The organism is Amycolatopsis sp. NPDC006125 (assembly GCF_040614195.1).
Lineage (GTDB): Bacteria > Actinomycetota > Actinomycetes > Mycobacteriales > Pseudonocardiaceae > Amycolatopsis_E > Amycolatopsis_E tucumanensis.
In genome coordinates, this window is the sequence record NZ_JBEXTZ010000059.1 from 35,093 (window position 1) to 52,665 (window position 17,573).

Genomic DNA, 17,573 nt, shown 5'->3' on the forward strand with positions numbered 1-17,573 from the left:
GTGTCTGGTAGAGAACAAGCGTGACCTCTTCCGACGCGCTCTGGGACCTGCCCGCGTCCCCGAAACGGGCCGCGGCGAAGCGTCCGGCGTCCCGGAAGGGGCAGCAGAAGCCGGCGGAGAAGGATCCCGTCGCGCGCATCGTGGTGGACGTGCCGCTCGCGCACCTGGACCGCACCTTCGACTACCAGGTGCCGGACAAGCTCGACGCCGACGCGGTGCCCGGCTGCCGCGTGCGGGTGCGGTTCGCCGGTCAGCTGGTCGACGGCTTCCTCGTCGAGCGCGCGTCCACCACCGAGCACAAGGGGCGGCTGGCGTTCCTGGAGCGGGTCACCTCGCCCGAGCCGGTCCTGTCGCCAACCCTCTACGGGCTGGCCCGCCGCGTCGCCGACCACTACGGCGGCACCCTCATGGACGTGCTCCGGCTGGCCATCCCGCCCCGGCACGCCAAGGCCGAGTCCGAACCCGCCCGTGAGCGCGCCGAGGTGACCGAGGCGCCCTCGGCGCAGGCGTGGCAGCGGTACCAGTTCGGCGGGTCGTTCACCGACGCGCTGCGCGCCGCCCGGCAGGCCCACGCCGTGTGGCAGGCGCTGCCGGGGGAGGACTGGCCCGCGCGGCTGGCCGAACTCGCGGCCCTCGCCGCCGCGAGCGGGCGCGGCGCGCTGCTGGTCGTGCCGGACCACCGCGACCTGACGCGCCTGCACGACGCGTGCGTGCGGGTCGCCGGTGAAGACGCCGTGGTCGCGTTGTCCGCGGACACCGGGCCGGCCGAGCGGTACCGGCGGTGGCTGGCGGTGTCGCGCGGGTCGGTGCCGATCGTGGTCGGCACCCGCGCGGCGATGTTCGCCCCGGTCACCGACCCGGGGCTGTTCGTGGTGTGGGACGACGGCGACGACCTGCACGTCGACCCGCACATGCCGTACCCGCAGGTGCGGGACGTGCTCGCGCTGCGGGCCCACGCCCAGGGCGCGTCGTTCGTCGCGGCCGGGTTCGCCCGCACCGCGGAGGCCCAGCTGCTGGTCGAGACGCGGTGGGCGCACCCGATCGGCGGATCCCGCGACGAGCTGCGGAAGGCCGCGCCGCGCGTGACCCCGGTCGGCGAGGACTTCGACGTGGCGCGCGACGAGGCCGCGCGCGTGGCCCGGCTGCCCTCGGTGGCGTTCGAGGCCGCGCGGCAGTCGTTGTCGGCCGGCGCGCCCGTGCTGGTGCAGGTGCCCCGGCGCGGTTACGTGCCCGCGCTGGCGTGCGGGCAGTGCCGGACGCCCGCGCACTGCCGCCGTTGCGCCGGCCCGCTCGGGTTGCCGGGCGGGGCGGGGGCCGACGTGGCGCACCCGCCGAGCTGCCGGTGGTGTGGCACGCCCGAGGCGCACTTCCGGTGCCCGGCCTGCGGTTCCGCGCGGCTGCGGGCGGTGGTGGTCGGCGCGAAGCGGACGGCGGAGGAGCTGGGCCGGGCGTTCCCGGGCGTGCCGGTGCGCACCTCGGGCGCGCGGGAGGTGCTGGCGTCCGTGCCCGGGCGGCCGGCGCTGGTCGTGTCCACGCCCGGGGCCGAGCCGGTGGCCGAGGGCGGCTACGGCGCGGCGCTGCTGCTGGACGGCTGGGCGCTGCTGGGGCGGCAGGACCTGCGGGCGGCGGAGGAGACGCTGCGGCGCTGGATGGCGGCGGCGGCGCTGGTGCGGCCGTCGTCGGCGGGCGGCCGGGTCGTCGTCGGCGCGGAGGCCCCGCTCGCGCCGGTGCAGGCACTGGTCCGCTGGGACCCGGCCTGGCACGCCGAGCGGGAACTGGCTGAGCGCCGCGAACTGGGCTTCCCGCCCGCGGTGCGGATGGCGAGCGTGGAAGGCACGCCGGAGGCGGTGGCCGCGCTGCTCGCGGAGACGGAGCTGCCGCCGTCCGCGGAGGTCCTCGGGCCGGTGCCGCTGACCGAGCCGGACGAGGAGGGCCGCTCCGAGCGGGAGCGGGCGCTGATCCGCGTGCCCCGCGCGGACGGGCGGGCGCTGGCGTCCTGCCTGGCCTCGGCGCAGGCCGCGCGGGCCGCGCGCAAGGAAACCGCGGCGGTGCGGATCCAGCTGGACCCGCTGGCCCTCATCTAGATGAGTAAGTCCTAACCCTGGGTGGTGCGTGGAGATGGGTGAAGGGTGTTCAAGATCAGTTTGTGAGGACCGACCTGAACACCCTTCTGACCGCACTGTACGTCAAGATCGATGACCACCTCGGTACGCCCGCCCGCGTCGGCAGGCCACCCCCAAAATCGACGAGCGCCAGGTGCTGATGGCCGTGCTGGACGCCGACCGCGCCCTGCTGCACGACCGGCCAGGACTGCTCATCCTGGCCGACAAGGGCTACGTCTCCCAAGAACTGGACACCTACCTGACCGACCGCGGAGTGCGACTGCTGCGACCGTCTACCGCAACCGCACCCCGCACCCGGCCCAGCAACTGCTCAAACCGGTCCGCCACCCTCAACGGCCAACTCGACCTCGAGCTGCACGGCGGTCGCACCATCGAAGGAGTCGCCGCCCGCATCGCACAACGCCTCCTCGCGCTCACCGCCGCCATCCGGCACAACCGCGCCACCAGCCAACCCCACCACCCGATCCCTGATCGCCTACGACCACTGACCCAGATCGGAATTACTCATCTAGGGGCGAGCGCGTGACCGGCCGCGGCGAACAACGCGAAGCCGGACAGCACACCCGCCACCAGGCCGATCACCGCCGCGCTCGTGCCCACGGCGGCGAGCACGAACCCGGCCACCCCGAGCACCGTCATGGCCCCGCCCAGCGTCACGAACCGGGCGAGCCGGAACGCCCGCCCCATCGCGACGAAGTGCACCCCGACCACCACGGCGATCCACGCGACACCCGCCTCGCCGTGCCCGAGCACGCCGTTGATCACGAACAACCCGCCGAACAGCGCCACCACCTCGGCCGCGACGATCAGCCAGAACCGGTGCCGGCCGAAGAACGTCGTGCCCGCGCCGCCCACCGGCTTCCCGTGGCGCGCCAGCAGCACGAACAACGCCACCGCCACCACCGCTGCGGCGATCCGGAGCACCAGCGGCCACGGCGCGGCGAGCCCGCCGCTGTTGACGAGCACGAACACGAGGCCGAACACGATCGCGATGAGGGAGCCGATCGCTTCGCCGGCGCTGATCCTGGACACGATGATCATCCTGCCCTGCTCCGGTTGAGCGCGGGCGCGGAACCGGGCAGACTGCGGAAAATGCGGACTCTGCGTGCTTTCGCGGTTCTCGTCAGTGCGGTCCTGCTCGCCCCCGGCGTCGCGTACGCCGAAGAGGCCCCACCGAAACAGCCGGTCGCCACCGGGTTCGGCGGCGCGGTCGCCAGCATCGACGCCGACGCCACCGCGATCGGCACCAGGGTGCTGGCCGAAGGCGGCAACGCGGTGGACGCGGCCGTCGCCACCGCCGCGGCCCTCGGCGTCACCGACCCCTTCTCCGCCGGCATCGGCGGCGGCGGGTTCTTCGTCTACTACGACGCCCGCACCCGCCAGGTCCACACCCTCGACGGCCGCGAGACCGCGCCCGCCAGCGCCGACGAGAACCTCTTCGTCGAAAACGGGCAGCCGATCCCGTTCGCCGAGGCCGTCACCAGCGGCCTGTCCGTCGGCGTGCCCGGCACGCCGGCCACCTGGCAGGACGCGCTGCGCAAGTGGGGCACCCGGTCGCTGAACCAGGTGCTGCGCCCCGCCGCCCGCCTGGCCCGCGACGGCTTCACCGTGGACCAGACCTTCCACACGCAGATCGCCAACAACGCGCAGCGCTTCTCGGCGTTCCCGAGCACCCGCGAGCTGTACCTGCCCGGGGGCGCGCCGCCCGCGGTCGGCAGCACGTTCGCCAACCCGGACCTGGCCGCGACCTACGAAACGCTGGCACGCCAGGGCGTGCGCGCGCTCTACCGCGGCCCGATCGCCGAGGAGATCGCGGCGACCGTGCAGCAGCCGCCGGTCGATCCGGCCGCCGGGCTCAACGTCCGGCCCGGCAAGCTGACCACCGACGACATCGCCGCCTACCGCACGGTGGAGCGCGAACCCACCCGCACGCGCTACCGCGGCCTCGACGTCTACGGCATGCCCGCGCCGTCCTCCGGCGGGCTGACCGTGGGCGAGGCGCTGAACATCCTGGAGAACTTCGACGTCGCCCGGTTCGGCGAGGCCGACTACCTGCACCACTTCCTGGAAGCGAGCCGTCTCGCGTTCGCCGACCGCAACCGGTGGATCGGCGACCCGGCGTTCGTCGACGTGCCCGCGCGGGAGCTGCTCAGCCAGCGGTTCGCGGACAGCCGCGCGTGCCTGATCGACCCGTCCCGCGCGGCGGAGGGCACCGTCGCCGCCGGGGACCCGCGCCACCCGCAGCCGTGCGCGGCCGGGACCGCGGCGCCGACCCCGTACGAGGGCGAGAACACCACCCACCTGACCGTCGCCGACCGGTGGGGCAACGTGGTCGCCTACACGCTGACGATCGAGCAGGAGGGCGGCAGCGGCATCGTGGTGCCCGGCCGCGGTTTCCTGCTCAACAACGAGCTGACCGACTTCTCGTTCACCCCGGTCACCCCGGGCGTGCCCGACCCGAACCTGCCCGGCCCGGGCAAGCGGCCGCGGTCGTCGATGGCGCCGACGATCATCCTGGAGCACGGCAAGCCGCTGCTCGCCACTGGTTCGCCCGGTGGCGCGTCGATCATCACGACGGTGCTGCAGGTGCTGCTCGGCCGGCTGGACCGCGGGCTGTCGCTGGAGGAGGCGATCGCCGCGCCGCGGGCCTCGCAGCGCAACTCCGGGCCCGCCCAGGTCGAACCGGCGTTCCTCGCGCTGCGGGAGGCGTCCGACCTGCAGGCACGGGGCCAGCTGTTCTCGTCGACGCCGGCCGAGATAGGCGCCGCGACGGGGGTGGAGCGCCTCCCGGACGGCCGGTGGCTGGCCGCGGCCGAGCCGGTGCGCCGCGGCGGGGGAGCGGCGCAGGTGGTGCACCCCGCGCCCTGATCGCGGATCTCGCCCCCGCCCGGCCGGACGCCCTGATCCGGCCGGGCGGGGCGCCGGGGCCGGTCACTAGACTGGCTCCGATGCCCACCCACTCCACACCCGTCGCCGAGGTGCGTTGATGCGCCTCGTCTTCGCCGGTACCCCCGAACCCGCCGTGCCGTCGCTGCGCGCGCTCCTCGACTCGCCGCGGCACGAGGTCGTCGCCGTCGTCACGCGGCCCGACGCGCCCGCGGGCCGGGGCCGCAAGCTGCTGCGCTCACCCGTCGGCGCCCTCGCCGACGAACACGGCATCGAGGTCCTCACCCCGCCCAAGGCCGGCGACCCGGACTTCCTGCGGCGCCTGACCGAACTCGCCCCCGACGCGTGCCCCGTCGTCGCCTACGGGGCGCTCCTGCCGCAGCGCACCCTCGACATCCCGCGGCACGGCTGGATCAACCTGCACTTCTCGCTGCTGCCCGCGTGGCGCGGCGCGGCGCCGGTGCAGGCCGCCATCCGCGCCGGCGACGAAATCACCGGCGCGTCCACCTTCCGCATCGTCAAGGAACTCGACGCGGGCCCGGTCTTCGGCGTGGTCACCGAGAAGATCGCCGGCGACGACACCGCGGGCGCCCTCCTGGACCGCCTCGCGGTCTCCGGCGCCCGCCTCCTGGCATCCACATTGGACGGCATCGAGGACGGCGAGGTCCAGGCGGTGCCCCAGCCCGCCGACGGCGTCACCTACGCACCGAAGGTCAGCGTCGAGGACGCGCGTGTCACGTTCACCGACCCGGCCGCCGCGGTCGACCGCCTGATCCGCTCGGTCACGCCGGATCCGGGCGCGTGGACCGAGTTCCGCGGCGAACGCTTCAAGCTCGGCCCGGTCACGATCGTCGACGAGCCCCCGCTGGCGCCCGGCGAGCTGCGCGTCGAGCGCAAGCGCGTCCTGGCGGGCACGGCGACGAAACCGGTGCGGCTGGGCGAGGTCCAGGCGCAGGGCAAGAAACGCATGGCGGCCACCGACTGGGCCCGCGGCACCCGCATCGAGCAAGGAGAACGGCTGTCATGAACGAGCGCAGGCCTGCCCGGCCCCAGCGCGGCCGACCGGCGCCCCGCAAACAGGGCCCCCGCCGCCCGCCGGCCGAGGACCCGGCGCGCCGCGTCGCGCTGGAGGTGCTGCGCGCCGTCCGCCAGCGCGACGCCTACGCCAACCTCGTGCTGCCCGACATGCTGCGCCGCAACCGGCTGTCCGGCCGGGACGCCGCGCTGGCCACCGAGCTCGCCTACGGCGCCTCCCGCGCCCAGGGCACGCTCGACGCGATCCTCGCCGCGTGCCTGGACCGCCCGCTGGACAAGGTCGACGGACCGGTCCTGGACTGCCTCCGCCTCGGCGCCTACCAGCTGCTGCGCACCCGCATCCCGGAGCACGCCGCGGTCACCTCGACCGTCGACCTGGCCCGCGCCGACGCCGGCTCGCACGTCGCCGGGTTCGTCAACGCCGTCCTGCGCAGCGTCTCGGAGAAGGACGAGGACGCGTGGATGGCGGAGCTGACCCCGGACCGCGACAAGGACCCGATCGGGCACCTCGCGATGCGCACCGCCCACCCGCGGTGGGTGGCGCGCGCGTTCGCCGAGGCGCTCGGCGACAAGGGCGACGACCTGCAGGCGGCGCTGGAGGCCGACGACGCCCGCCCCGCCGTCCACCTGGCCGCCCGGCCCGGTGAGATCAGCGCCGACGAGCTGGCCGCCATCACCGGCGGCGACGTCGCCCCGTACTCGCCCTACGGCGTGCACCTGCCCGCGGGCGCGGGCGACCCCGGCGACTCGGAGCCGATCCGGGAGCGCCTCGCGGTGGTGCAGGACGAGGGCAGCCAGCTGTGCGCGGTCGCGCTCACCCGGGTGCCGCTGGAGGGCGCCGACGAGCGCTGGCTCGACCTGTGCGCGGGCCCCGGCGGCAAGGCCGGGATGCTCGGCGCGCTCGCCGCGACCCAGGGAGCGCACGTGGACGCCGTCGAGCAGGCTCCGCACCGCGCGAAGCTCGTCGAGCAGGCGACCGAGGGCCTGCCGGTCACCGTGCACGTCGCCGACGGCCGCGACCCCGGCCTGGAACCCGGCTTCGACCGCGTCCTGGTCGACGCGCCGTGCAGCGGCCTGGGCGCGCTGCGCCGCCGCCCCGAGGCGCGGTGGCGGCGCAAGCCCTCCGACGTGCCGGACCTGACCAGGCTGCAGGGCGAGCTGCTCACCTCGGCGCTGGACCTCACCCGCTCCGGTGGCGTGGTGGCATACGTCGTCTGCTCGCCGCACCTGGCCGAGACCGAGGGCGTCGTCGGCGAGATCGCCCGCCGCAGCAAGGCCGAGGTGCTGGACGCGCGCGAGTTCTTCCCCGGCGTGCCCCAGCTCGGCGACGGGCCGTACGTGCAGCTGTGGCCGCACCGGCACGGCACGGACGCGATGTTCTGCGCCGTGCTGCGCAAGCCGTGACCGTCCTCGGCCTGATCGGCAGCTCGTGCGGGGGACTGGACACCCGGTTCCGCGCCGAGCTGGCCGCGCCCGCCGCCGCCCGCGGCCACCGGCTCGCGATCACGCTCACGCCGACCGCGCACCGCTGGCTGGACGCGGCCGGTGAACTCGAGCCGCTGGCCGCGCTGACCGACCTGCCGGTCCGCGCCGCCTCGCGGCTGCCCGGCGAGCCGCGCCCGCACCCGGACCCGCCGGTCTTCCTGTTCGCGCCGGCGTCGGCCAACTCGGTCGCCAAGCTCGCGCTGGGCATCGCCGACAACCAGGCCCTCACCGTCCTGGGTGACGTGCTCGGCGATCCGGCCGTGACGATCATCGTCGGATACCAGGTGCAGGACGCCCGGTTCCGGCACCCGGCCTGGCGGCGGCACCTGGACACCCTCGCCGAGGCGGGCGTGCGGGTGCGGCGGCTGGAGTACGGCAAGCCCTGGTCGGAGATCCTGGACCTGCTGCCCGCGTCCACAGGATGAGTGGGGCCACGGGCGCGCGGACGCACGATCTACACTCCGTAACCGTGGCCCACCGACCTCTCATCGCGCCCAGCATCCTGTCCGCCGACTTCGCCCGTCTGGGCGAGGAGATCCACGCTGTCGCCGGTGCGGGCGACACCAGGGCCGACTGGGTCCACGTGGACGTCATGGACAACCACTTCGTGCCCAACCTGACGCTGGGCCTGCCGGTCGTGCAGTCGCTGCTGACGGCCACAGACATCCCGCTGGACTGCCACCTGATGATCGAGGACCCGGACCGCTGGGCCATCGGTTACGCCGAGGCCGGCGCCTACAACGTCACCGTGCACGTCGAGGCCGCCGCCGACCCGGTGATGCTGGCGAAGAACCTGCGTGCCGCGGGCGCCAAGGCCGGGCTGTCCATCAAGCCGGGCACCCCGCTGGAGGACCACGTCGAGACCCTCAAGCACTACGACACGCTGCTGGTGATGTCGGTCGAGCCGGGCTTCGGCGGCCAGTCGTTCATCCCGGACGTGCTGGAGAAGGTCCGCACCGCGCGCCGCCTCGTCGACACCGGCCACCTCAAGCTGGTCGTGGAGATCGACGGCGGCATCAATGCCGACACGATCGAGCAGGCCGCCGAGGCCGGCGTGGACTGCTTCGTCGCCGGCTCCGCCGTCTACGGCGCGGAAGACCCCGGCAAGGCCGTCGCGGCCCTGCGCGAACGTGCCGCCCGCGCAGGCGCGGCACACTGACACCGACAAGGAGGGGCGCGCCAGTGTTCACCGGGATTGTGGAGGAGCTCGGCGAGATCACCGCCGTCGAGCAGGTTCCCAACGCCGCGCGGCTCACCGTGCGCGGGCCCGTGGTGACCTCCGACGCCAAGCACGGCGACTCGATCGCCGTCAGCGGGGTGTGCCTGACCGTCGTCGACGTGTTCGGCGCCGAGTTCACCGTCGACGTGGTGCACGAAACGTTGCAGCGGTCCCGGCTGGCCCGGATTGCCGTCGGTGACCGGGTGAACCTGGAGCGCGCGACCGCGGTCGGGGACCGGCTCGGCGGGCACATCATGCAGGGCCACGTCGACGGCACCGGGGTGTTCCTGTCCCGCGATCCGGACGGGCTGACCCGGTTCGCGCTGCCGGAGGGGCTGTCCCGCTACGTCGTGGAGAAGGGCTCGATCGCGGTCGACGGCATCTCGCTCACCGTGGCGAGTGTGACGAACGACGAGTTCTCCGTGGCGCTGATTCCGACGACACTGGAACTGACCACCCTCGGCCGTGCCGAGCCGGGTGATCCGGTGAACCTCGAGGTCGACGTGCTCGCCAAGTACGTGGAGAAGCTCGCGACGCCCCATCTGCCCGGCCGCACGGAGCACACTGGAGCCGGGGCAGGCTCGAAGGAGGACGCGTGAGCAGCGCAGCAACACCGTGCGGGGCGGGGGTGCCGGTCGACGTCGCCGGCATCGAGAAGGCGATCGCGGACATCGCCGCCGGGCGGCCGGTGGTCGTCGTCGACGACGAGGACCGCGAGAACGAGGGCGACCTGATCTTCGCCGCCGAGAAGGCGACGCCGGAGCTGCTCGCCTTCATGGTGCGCTACACCTCGGGCTACGTCTGCGTGGCGCTCACCGAGGAGGACTGCAACCGGCTGGACCTCCCGCCGATGTACCACACGAACCAGGACCAGCGCGGCACCGCGTACACGGTCACGGTGGACGCGGCCGAGGGCATCACCACCGGCATCTCCGCCTCCGACCGGGCGCACACGATCCGGCTGCTCGCGGACCCGAAGTCGCAGGCGAGCGACTTCCGCAGGCCGGGGCACGTGGTCCCGCTGCGCGCCAAGGAGGGCGGCGTGCTGCGCCGCCCCGGGCACACCGAGGCCTCCGTCGACCTGGCCCGCATGGCCGGGCTGCACCCGTCGGGCGTGCTGTGCGAGATCGTCTCCCAGAAGGACGAGGGGGACATGGCGCGCCGGGACGAGCTGGAGGTGTTCGCCTCCGACCACGACCTGCAGATCATCACGATCGCCGACCTGATCGCCTACCGGCGCCGCCACGAGAAGCAGGTCGAGCGGGTCGCCGAGGCGCGCATCCCGCTCGAGGCCGGCGTGTTCCGCGCCGTCGGTTACGACAGCCTGCTGGACGGCATCGAGCACGTCGCGTTCGTGTACGGCGAGATCGGCGACGGCGAGGACATCCTGGTGCGGGTGCACTCGGAGTGCCTCACCGGCGACGTGTTCGGCTCGCTGCGCTGCGACTGCGGCCCGCAGCTGGACGCGGCGCTGCGGATCGTCGCCGACGAGGGCCGGGGTGTCGTGCTCTACATCCGCGGCCACGAAGGCCGTGGCATCGGGCTGCTGCACAAGCTGCAGGCCTACCAGCTGCAGGACCTCGGCGCGGACACGGTGGACGCGAACCTGGCGCTCGGGGTGCCCGCGGACGCCCGCGACTACGGCACGGGCGCGCAGATCCTGTGCGACCTGGGTGTGCGGTCGATGCGGCTGCTGACGAACAACCCGGCGAAGCGCATCGGCCTGGAGGGCTACGGCCTGAAGGTCACCGGCCGGGTGCCGCTGCCGATCTCGCCGAACCCGGAGAACCTGCGTTACCTGCGCACGAAGCGGGACCGGATGGGCCACGACCTGTCCAACCTGGAGGAGTTCGACCAGGTCGGCGCCGACCTGGAGGCACGGAACGGGAACGGTGCATCCCAGTGAGTGGTGAGGGCAGGCCGGACGTCGAGCTCGACCTGAGCGAGTGCGAGAACCTGCGGCTGGGCATCGTGGCCACGCGGTGGCACGCGAAGATCACCGACGCCCTGCTGGAGAACGCGCTGAAGGCCGTGCGCGAGGCGAAGCTGTCGGAGGAGCCGACGGTGGTGCGCGTCGCCGGCGCGGTGGAGCTGCCGGTGGTGGCGCAGGCGCTGGCCCGCACGCACGACGCGGTGGTCGCGCTCGGCGTGGTCATCCGCGGCGGCACGCCGCACTTCGAGTACGTGTGCGACGCGGTGACGGCCGGCCTGACGCGGGTCGCGCTGGACGAGGGCACGCCCGTCGGCAACGGGGTGCTGACCTGCGACACCGAGCAGCAGGCGCTGGACCGGTCCGGGCTGCCCGGGTCGAAGGAGGACAAGGGCCGCGAGGCCACGCAGGCGGCGCTGGACGCGGCGCACGTGCTGCGGTCGCTGCGGCAGCCGTGGACCGATCGGAAGTTCGTGTGAGCGCAGCCGTGGCGGAGAAGTCGGAGGCCGTGGTGTTCCGGCCGCACCGGGCGACGTGGATGTCGGCGGTGCTGGCGGTCGTGCTGCTGGCGGTGTTCGTGGTCGTGGCGATCCTGCTGCGCGGCTCGGACACCGGCGTGATCTTCCAGCGGTCCGACCAGGTCGCCATGGTGTTCATCGGACTGCTGCTCGCCGGGGCGACGATGCTGTTCGCGACGCCCAGGGTGCGGGCGGACGCCTCGGGCGTGCAGGTGCGCAACGTGCTGGTGGGGCGCCGGTTCAGCTGGCTGGAGGTGCTGTCGGTAAGCTTCCCCGACGGCGCCTCGTTCGCCCGGCTGGAGCTGCCGGAGGACGAGTACTACGCGATGCTGGCGATCCAGGCGGTCGACCGGGACCGCGCGGTCGAGGCGGTGCGCACGCTGCGCCGGCTGCACAAGGAAGCCTGGGCCGCGCAGGACTGAGCTCGCCCGTCCACCCCTGCCCGGACCGCCCGAGCGCAGAACTCGCGCGCGTGAGCGTGGGACTCGCGTGGCGCCGGCGAGTCCCACGTTCGGGACAGCGAGTTCTGCGTTCAGGAGCGTGAACTCCACGTTCGCGCCCCGCGCGGCGGGTCAGACCGTCAGGTCCACCACCACCGGCGCGTGGTCCGACGTGCCCTTGCCCTTGCGCGCCTCCCGGTCCACGTACGCGTCGCTCACCGCGCCCGTGAACTTCGCCGATCCGAAGACGAGGTCGATCCGCATCCCGTTGTTCTTCGGGAACGCCAGCTGCCGGTAGTCCCAGTACGTGTAGGGCGTGTCGTACTTCAGGGCGCGCGGCAGGACCTCCTCCAGGCCCGCCTCGCGCAGCGCCGCCAGCGCCGCTCGCTCCGCCTCGGTCACGTGGGTCATGCCGTCGAACAACGTGATGTCCCAGACGTCGGCATCGGTCGGCGCGATGTTGAAGTCGCCCAGCACTGCGAACGGCCGGTCCTCCGCCGCCTCAGCCGCGACCGTCGCCCGCAGCGCCGACAGCCACTGCAGCTTGTACGCGTAGTGCGGGTGCGCCACCTCCCGCCCGTTGGGCACGTACACGGACCAGACCCGCACCCCGCCGCACGTCGCGCCGATCGCGCGCGGCTCGGAGACGTCGTCGAACGTCGGCTCGCCGTCCAGCCCGCGCCGCACGTCCGCCAGGCCCACCCGGGACAGGATCGCCACGCCGTTCCACCGGCCGGTCCCGTACGCCGCCACCTCGTAGCCCGCCGCGGCCACCTCGGCGGGGAACGCCTCCGTGGCGCACTTCAGCTCCTGCAGGCACACCACGTCCGGCTGGGCGGTCTCGAGCCAGGACAGCAGCTTCGGCAGCCGCGCGGTGACGGAGTTGACGTTCCAGGTGGCGATGCGCATGATCCCGAGAATCGCATACCCGCCCGGCCCGGCCGCACGCGGCGGGAGGGGTGCGTCGGACTGTCACACCCGAGCCATAGGCTGGAGGGCGTGGCTGACCCGTCCACCTACCGTCCCTCGCCGGGGAGCATCCCGGAAGAGCCCGGCGTCTACAAGTTCCGCGACGCGACCAAGCGGGTCATCTACGTCGGCAAGGCCAAGAGCCTGCGCAGCCGGCTGAACTCCTACTTCGCCGACCTGTCCGGGCTGCACCCGCGCACCCGGCAGATGGTGACCACCGCGGCCAGCGTCGAGTGGACCGTGGTCTCCACCGAGGTCGAGGCCCTCCAGCTCGAGTACAACTGGATCAAGGAGTTCGACCCGCGGTTCAACGTCCGCTACCGCGACGACAAGTCCTACCCGGTGCTGGCGGTGACCCTGCACGAGGAGTTCCCGCGGCTGCACGTCTACCGCGGCCCGCGCAAGAAGGGCGTCCGGTACTTCGGCCCGTACGCCCACGCGTGGGCGATCCGCGAGACGCTCGACCTGCTGCTGCGCGTGTTCCCGGCCCGCACCTGCTCCAACGGCGTGTTCCGCCGCCACGGCCAGATCGGCCGCCCGTGCCTGCTCGGCTACATCGACAAGTGCTCCGCCCCGTGCGTGGGCCGCGTCAGCGCCGAGGAGCACCGGGACATCGTGGAAGACTTCTGCGACTTCCTCTCCGGCCGCACCGACGCGATGGTGCGCAAGCTGGAGCGGGACATGGCCGAGGCGGCCGAGAACCTGGAGTTCGAGAAGGCCGCCCGCCTGCGCGACGACATCGGCGCGCTGCGGCGGGCGATGGAGAAGCAGGCCGTGGTGCTCGGCGACGGCACGGACGCCGACCTGGTCGCCTTCGCCCACGACGAGCTGGAGGCCGCGGTCCAGGTCTTCCACGTGCGCGGCGGCCGGGTGCGCGGCCAGCGCGGCTGGGTGATCGACAAGGCCGACGAGATGGGCGTGCCCGAGCTCGTGGAGCAGTTCCTCACCCAGTTCTACGGCGAGCAGGTCGAGCTGGCCGAGCAGGGCACCGACCTGGGCACGCCGGTGCCGCGCGAGGTGCTGGTGCCGGAGCTGCCCGAGGACGCCGAGGCGATGACCGAGTGGCTGTCCGGGCTGCGCGGCTCGCGGGTGCAGCTGCGGGTGCCGCAGCGCGGCGACAAGCGCGCGCTCGCCGAGACGGTGGAGCGCAACGCGCAGGAGGCGTTCCAGCAGCACAAGCTGCGCCGCGCGGGCGACCTGACCGCGCGGTCGGCCGCGCTGGCCGAGCTGCAGGAGCACCTCGGCCTGGACAGCGCGCCGCTGCGCATCGAGTGCGTCGACATCAGCCACACGCAGGGCACCGACGTGGTGGCGTCGCTGGTGGTGTTCGAGGACGGCGTGGCGCGCAAGTCGGAGTACCGGCGGTTCGCGCTGCGGGAGGCCGCCACCGAGGGGGATGTCGCCTCCATTGCCGAGGTCGTGCGGCGGCGGTTCGCTCGCTACCAGACCGAAACCCAGGAGGGCCTGGCGGGCGAGAAGCCGGGCATCGACCCGGAGACCGGGCGGCCGCGCAAGTTCGCGTACCCGCCGAACCTGCTCGTGGTCGACGGCGCGGGCCCGCAGGCGACGGCGGCGGCGGACGTGCTGGCGGAGATGGGCATCACCGACGTCGCCGTGGTCGGCCTGGCGAAGCGGCTGGAGGAGGTGTGGCTGCCCGGCGACCCCGATCCGGTGATCCTGCCGCGCACCTCGGAGGCCCTGTACCTGCTGCAGCGGGTGCGGGACGAGGCGCACCGGTTCGCGATCGCCTACCACCGGCAGAAGCGCGCCAAGCGCGTTCAGGTGTCCGCTTTGGACGGTGTGCCGGGGCTGGGGCAGGCGCGGCGGGCCGCGCTGATCAAGCACTTCGGCTCGGTGAAGCGGCTGAAGGAAGCAGGGGTGGACGAGATCGCGCAGGTGCCTGGCGTGGGGAAGCGCACGGCCGAGGCGATCTTCGCGGCGTTGGCCTCGCAAGGGGAGTCGGAGAAGCAGTGACGGGAGAGACGATGGCCGAGGACCGGGGCACCGGCATGGAGGTCGCGGTGGTGACCGGCCTGTCCGGCGCCGGCCGCAGCACGGCCGCGAAGTGCCTGGAGGATCTGGGCTGGTTCGTGGTGGACAACCTGCCGCCCGAGCTGATCGCGACCATGGTCGAGCTGGGGGCGCAGGCCCGCGGCGCGATCACGAAGGTGGCCGTCGTGATGGACGTGCGCTCGCGCGCGTTCACCGACGACCTGTCCTCCATCATCAAGGACCTCGACGCGCGCGGCTACAAGCCGCGGGTGCTGTTCCTGGAGGCCACGGACGCGGTGCTGGTGCGCCGGTTCGAGCAGGTGCGCCGCGGCCACCCGCTGCAGGGCGACGGCCGCCTGATCGACGGCATCACCGCCGAACGGCAGATGCTCGCGCCGCTGCGCGAGGAGGCCGACCTGGTGCTGGAGACCTCCGCGCTGTCGGTGCACGACCTGCGGGCCAAGATCGAGGACGCGTTCGGCACCGAGTCGGCGACGCAGACGCGGGTCACCGTGCTGTCCTTCGGCTACAAGTACGGCCTGCCGATGGACGCCGACCTGGTGATGGACGTGCGGTTCCTGCCGAACCCGTTCTGGATTCCGGAGCTGCGCGACCACACCGGGCTGGACGCGGAGGTGCGCAACTACGTGCTGTCGCAGGAGGGCGCCGAGGAGTTCCTCGACCGCTACCACCAGCTGCTGCGCCTGATCGGCGCCGGCTACCGGCGCGAGGGCAAGCGGTACCTGACGCTGGCGGTGGGCTGCACCGGCGGGAAGCACCGGAGTGTCGCGATCTCCGAGGAGCTGTCCCGGCTGCTGTCCAATGAGGACGGTATGGCGGTGAAGGTCATCCACCGGGACCTGGGACGCGAGTGACTCCGACGTTGCGCGCCGTCGCGCTGGGTGGTGGTCACGGGCTGCACGCGACGCTGACCGCGTTGCGGCGGCTGACCCCGGACGTGACCGCGGTGGTCACGGTCGCCGACGACGGTGGTTCGTCGGGCAGGCTGCGGCGTGAGCTGGGTCTGCTGCCGCCGGGGGACCTGCGGCAGGCCTTGGCCGCGCTGGCGGTCGCCGAGAAGGGCGAGTCGTTGTGGGCGGAGGTGTTCCAGCACCGCTTCGGCGGCAGCGGCGCCCTCACCGGGCACGCGGTCGGCAACCTGGTGCTGGCCGGGTTGTTCGAGGTGCTGGGCGATCCGGTGGCCGCGCTGGACGAGGCGCGGCGGCTGCTGGGGGTGTCCGGCCGGGTGCTGCCGATGTCGCCGGAGCCGCTGGAGATCGAGGCGGAGGTGTCCGGCCTCGACGACGACGGGACGCTGCGCCGCATCCGCGGCCAGGTCGCGGTGGCGAGCACGCCGGGCCGGGTCGAGCGGATCACGCTGCGCACGCCGCGGCGGCCCGGCGGGGTGCCCGCCGCGTGCGACGAAGCGGTGCAGGCCGTGCTGGACGCCGAGGCGGTGTTCCTGGGGCCGGGGTCGTGGTTTTCGAGCGTCATCCCGCACCTGATGGTGCCCGGCCTGCACGACGCGCTGCTGCGCACCGAGGCGACGAAGATCGTGGTCCTGAACCTCGTCCCTCAGCCGGGTGAGACGGCGGGGTTCTCACCCGAACGGCACTTGGACGTACTCTTCCAGCACGCGCCCGGGCTGCGGGTGGACGCGGTGATCGCCGACCGGGATTCGGTGCCGGCACCGGCCCGCCTGCGGGACGCGGCGGCGGGACTGGGGGCCAAGGCGCTTCTGGCGGACGTGGCGGACCCTGGTCGCGAGGGTGTGCACGATCCGGATGCGCTGGCGAGCTGTGTGCGGGAAGCTCTCGGTCTCAGCGGGACCGAGGGCCGGAAAGGGTAGGGAGGGGCCATGGCGATGACCGCCGCCGTGAAGGACGAGCTCAGCAGGCTGCAGATCACGAAGATCGGGCCGCGCCGGTCCGAAGTCGCGTCGATGCTGCGCTTCGCCGGGGGCTTGCACATCGTGGGGGGACGGGTGGTGGTGGAGGCCGAGCTCGACACGGGTTCGGTCGCGCGGCGACTGCGCAAGGAGATCCACGAGCTGTACGGCCACCACTCGGACGTGCACGTGCTGTCCGCGGGCGGGCTGCGGAAGACGACGAGGTACATCGTCCGGGTGGTTCAGGACGGCGAAAGCCTGGCCCGGCAGACGGGCCTGATCGACCAGCGGGGCCGCCCGGTGCGGGGCCTGCCCGCCGCGGTGGTGTCCGGCGGGATCGCCGACGCCGAGGCCGCGTGGCGGGGCGCGTTCCTGGCGCACGGTTCGCTGACCGAGCCCGGCCGGTCGTCTTCGCTGGAGGTCACCTGCCCCGGCCCGGAGGCGGCGCTGGCGCTCGTGGGCGCGGCCCGGCGGATGGGCATCCAGGCGAAGTCGAGGGAGGTGCGGGGAGCCGACCGGGTGGTGGTCCGCGACGGCGACGCCATCGGCGCCCTGCTGACCCGCTTGGGCGCCCACACGAGCGTCCTGCAGTGGGAAGAGCGCCGGATGCGCCGCGAGGTCCGGGCGACGGCCAACCGCCTGGCCAACTTCGACGACGCCAACCTGCGGCGCAGCGCACGAGCAGCGGTCGCGGCGGCCGCCAGGGTGGAGCGAGCGCTGGACATCCTGGCCGACACCGCACCCGAACACCTGCTCGCCGCCGGACGGTTGCGGCTGGAGAACCGGCAGGCGTCGCTGGAGGAGCTGGGCCAGCTGGCCGACCCCCCGATGACGAAGGACGCGGTGGCCGGCCGCATCAGGCGCCTGCTCGCCATGGCCGACAAGCGGGCGAAGGAACTGAACATCCCCGACACCGAAAGCGCCGTGACCCCGGAAATGCTCGAAGAGGAAAGCGTTTAACGGCGCACAGCGCCAATCTTTGAACACAACCCGAGCTGGGTGGTCATCCCGTCGCCTGACACGCAACGATCACCTTGAGCCAGGGCCGCAACCCAGGCCGCCAACCGGCGGCCGAACATGCCAACCTT

Annotated in this window: 17 protein-coding genes; 15 read left to right on the forward strand and 2 right to left on the reverse strand. The window is 73.5% G+C overall.

Translation table 11 applies throughout. The features are described from left to right. Window positions 1–20 precede the first annotated feature (20 nt). Both ABZ193_RS27010 and ABZ193_RS27015 read left to right on the forward strand, forming a co-directional pair. Window positions 21–2,084 carry a primosomal protein N' gene (locus ABZ193_RS27010; RefSeq protein ID WP_354711936.1) on the forward strand — a complete coding sequence of 688 codons (2,064 nt, stop codon included), beginning with the start codon at window positions 21–23 and terminating at the stop codon, window positions 2,082–2,084. 172 nt (window positions 2,085–2,256) lie between these two features. Beyond that, window positions 2,257–2,649, forward strand: coding sequence for a hypothetical protein (locus tag ABZ193_RS27015; RefSeq protein ID WP_354711938.1), 393 nt, complete (start codon window positions 2,257–2,259; stop codon window positions 2,647–2,649). On the opposite strand, the gene ABZ193_RS27020 is transcribed toward ABZ193_RS27015, so the two are convergent. After that, window positions 2,628–3,164, reverse strand: coding sequence for a hypothetical protein (locus ABZ193_RS27020; protein ID WP_354711939.1), 537 nt, complete (start codon window positions 3,162–3,164; stop codon window positions 2,628–2,630). The two genes, ABZ193_RS27015 and ABZ193_RS27020, sit on opposite strands and share 22 nt — an antisense overlap. A gap of 51 nt (window positions 3,165–3,215) precedes the next feature. On the opposite strand from ABZ193_RS27020, the gene ggt reads away from it, so the two are divergent. The 9 genes from ggt to ABZ193_RS27065 all read left to right on the forward strand — a co-directional run bounded on the left by ggt (window position 3,216) and on the right by ABZ193_RS27065 (window position 11,618). After that, a complete protein-coding gene (gene ggt, locus ABZ193_RS27025) occupies window positions 3,216–4,991 on the forward strand; it encodes a gamma-glutamyltransferase (RefSeq protein ID WP_354711940.1) in 1,776 nt (591 codons plus the stop codon). A gap of 118 nt (window positions 4,992–5,109) precedes the next feature. Continuing rightward, the gene (fmt, locus tag ABZ193_RS27030) at window positions 5,110–6,036 is read left to right on the forward strand and encodes a methionyl-tRNA formyltransferase (protein WP_354711942.1); all 927 of its coding nucleotides are present in this window, start codon (window positions 5,110–5,112) and stop codon (window positions 6,034–6,036) included. Beyond that, complete coding sequence (locus ABZ193_RS27035) at window positions 6,033–7,448, forward strand: transcription antitermination factor NusB (protein ID WP_354711944.1); 1,416 nt, start codon at window positions 6,033–6,035, stop codon at window positions 7,446–7,448. Before fmt ends, ABZ193_RS27035 begins: the two co-directional genes overlap by 4 nt. After that, the gene (locus ABZ193_RS27040; RefSeq protein ID WP_020422342.1) at window positions 7,445–7,954 is read left to right on the forward strand and encodes a flavoprotein; all 510 of its coding nucleotides are present in this window, start codon (window positions 7,445–7,447) and stop codon (window positions 7,952–7,954) included. Before ABZ193_RS27035 ends, ABZ193_RS27040 begins: the two co-directional genes overlap by 4 nt. A 44-nt stretch (window positions 7,955–7,998) precedes the next feature. Next, on the forward strand, window positions 7,999–8,688 hold the full coding sequence (gene rpe / locus ABZ193_RS27045) for a ribulose-phosphate 3-epimerase (protein ID WP_020422341.1): 690 nt from the start codon (window positions 7,999–8,001) through the stop codon (window positions 8,686–8,688). Window positions 8,689–8,711: 23 nt separating this feature from the next. Further along, window positions 8,712–9,347, forward strand: coding sequence for a riboflavin synthase (locus ABZ193_RS27050; RefSeq protein WP_020422340.1), 636 nt, complete (start codon window positions 8,712–8,714; stop codon window positions 9,345–9,347). Then, complete coding sequence (locus ABZ193_RS27055; protein ID WP_039791936.1) at window positions 9,344–10,654, forward strand: bifunctional 3,4-dihydroxy-2-butanone-4-phosphate synthase/GTP cyclohydrolase II; 1,311 nt, start codon at window positions 9,344–9,346, stop codon at window positions 10,652–10,654. Before ABZ193_RS27050 ends, ABZ193_RS27055 begins: the two co-directional genes overlap by 4 nt. Then, window positions 10,651–11,157: a 6,7-dimethyl-8-ribityllumazine synthase gene (gene ribH / locus ABZ193_RS27060; protein ID WP_020422338.1), complete on the forward strand. Its 507-nt coding sequence runs from the start codon at window positions 10,651–10,653 to the stop codon at window positions 11,155–11,157. Before ABZ193_RS27055 ends, ribH begins: the two co-directional genes overlap by 4 nt. After that, window positions 11,154–11,618, forward strand: a complete 465-nt coding sequence (locus ABZ193_RS27065; RefSeq protein ID WP_354711946.1) for a PH domain-containing protein — start codon at window positions 11,154–11,156, stop codon at window positions 11,616–11,618. Before ribH ends, ABZ193_RS27065 begins: the two co-directional genes overlap by 4 nt. Before the next feature lie 150 nt (window positions 11,619–11,768). Here the strand turns inward: ABZ193_RS27065 and ABZ193_RS27070 are convergent, their stop codons facing one another. Further along, window positions 11,769–12,545 (reverse strand): exodeoxyribonuclease III, encoded by a 777-nt coding sequence (locus ABZ193_RS27070; protein WP_237339445.1) that lies wholly within the window; start codon window positions 12,543–12,545, stop codon window positions 11,769–11,771. Between the two features lie 90 nt (window positions 12,546–12,635). On the opposite strand from ABZ193_RS27070, the gene uvrC reads away from it, so the two are divergent. From uvrC to whiA, 4 genes are read left to right on the forward strand one after another with little or no spacing between them, the layout of a single operon-like run. Beyond that, window positions 12,636–14,579: an excinuclease ABC subunit UvrC gene (gene uvrC / locus ABZ193_RS27075; RefSeq protein WP_354711947.1), complete on the forward strand. Its 1,944-nt coding sequence runs from the start codon at window positions 12,636–12,638 to the stop codon at window positions 14,577–14,579. Window positions 14,580–14,590: 11 nt separating this feature from the next. Further along, window positions 14,591–15,472, forward strand: coding sequence for an RNase adapter RapZ (gene rapZ / locus ABZ193_RS27080; RefSeq protein WP_017983053.1), 882 nt, complete (start codon window positions 14,591–14,593; stop codon window positions 15,470–15,472). A gap of 8 nt (window positions 15,473–15,480) precedes the next feature. Further along, window positions 15,481–16,446, forward strand: a complete 966-nt coding sequence (gene yvcK / locus ABZ193_RS27085; RefSeq protein WP_027936501.1) for a uridine diphosphate-N-acetylglucosamine-binding protein YvcK — start codon at window positions 15,481–15,483, stop codon at window positions 16,444–16,446. 9 nt (window positions 16,447–16,455) lie between these two features. Beyond that, window positions 16,456–17,445: a DNA-binding protein WhiA gene (whiA, locus tag ABZ193_RS27090; protein WP_354711948.1), complete on the forward strand. Its 990-nt coding sequence runs from the start codon at window positions 16,456–16,458 to the stop codon at window positions 17,443–17,445. Window positions 17,446–17,573: the final 128 nt, after the last annotated feature.

Coding starts and splice junctions, on each gene's coding strand:
- ABZ193_RS27070 (WP_237339445.1), bottom strand. CDS start 12,545: ATGCGCATCGCCACCTGGAACGTCAACTCCGTCACCGCGCGGCTGCCG.
- rapZ (WP_017983053.1), top strand. CDS start 14,591: ATGGCCGAGGACCGGGGCACCGGCATGGAGGTCGCGGTGGTGACCGGC.
- whiA (WP_354711948.1), top strand. CDS start 16,456: ATGGCGATGACCGCCGCCGTGAAGGACGAGCTCAGCAGGCTGCAGATC.
- ABZ193_RS27020 (WP_354711939.1), bottom strand. CDS start 3,164: ATGATCATCGTGTCCAGGATCAGCGCCGGCGAAGCGATCGGCTCCCTC.
- ABZ193_RS27035 (WP_354711944.1), top strand. CDS start 6,033: ATGAACGAGCGCAGGCCTGCCCGGCCCCAGCGCGGCCGACCGGCGCCC.
- fmt (WP_354711942.1), top strand. CDS start 5,110: ATGCGCCTCGTCTTCGCCGGTACCCCCGAACCCGCCGTGCCGTCGCTG.
- ggt (WP_354711940.1), top strand. CDS start 3,216: ATGCGGACTCTGCGTGCTTTCGCGGTTCTCGTCAGTGCGGTCCTGCTC.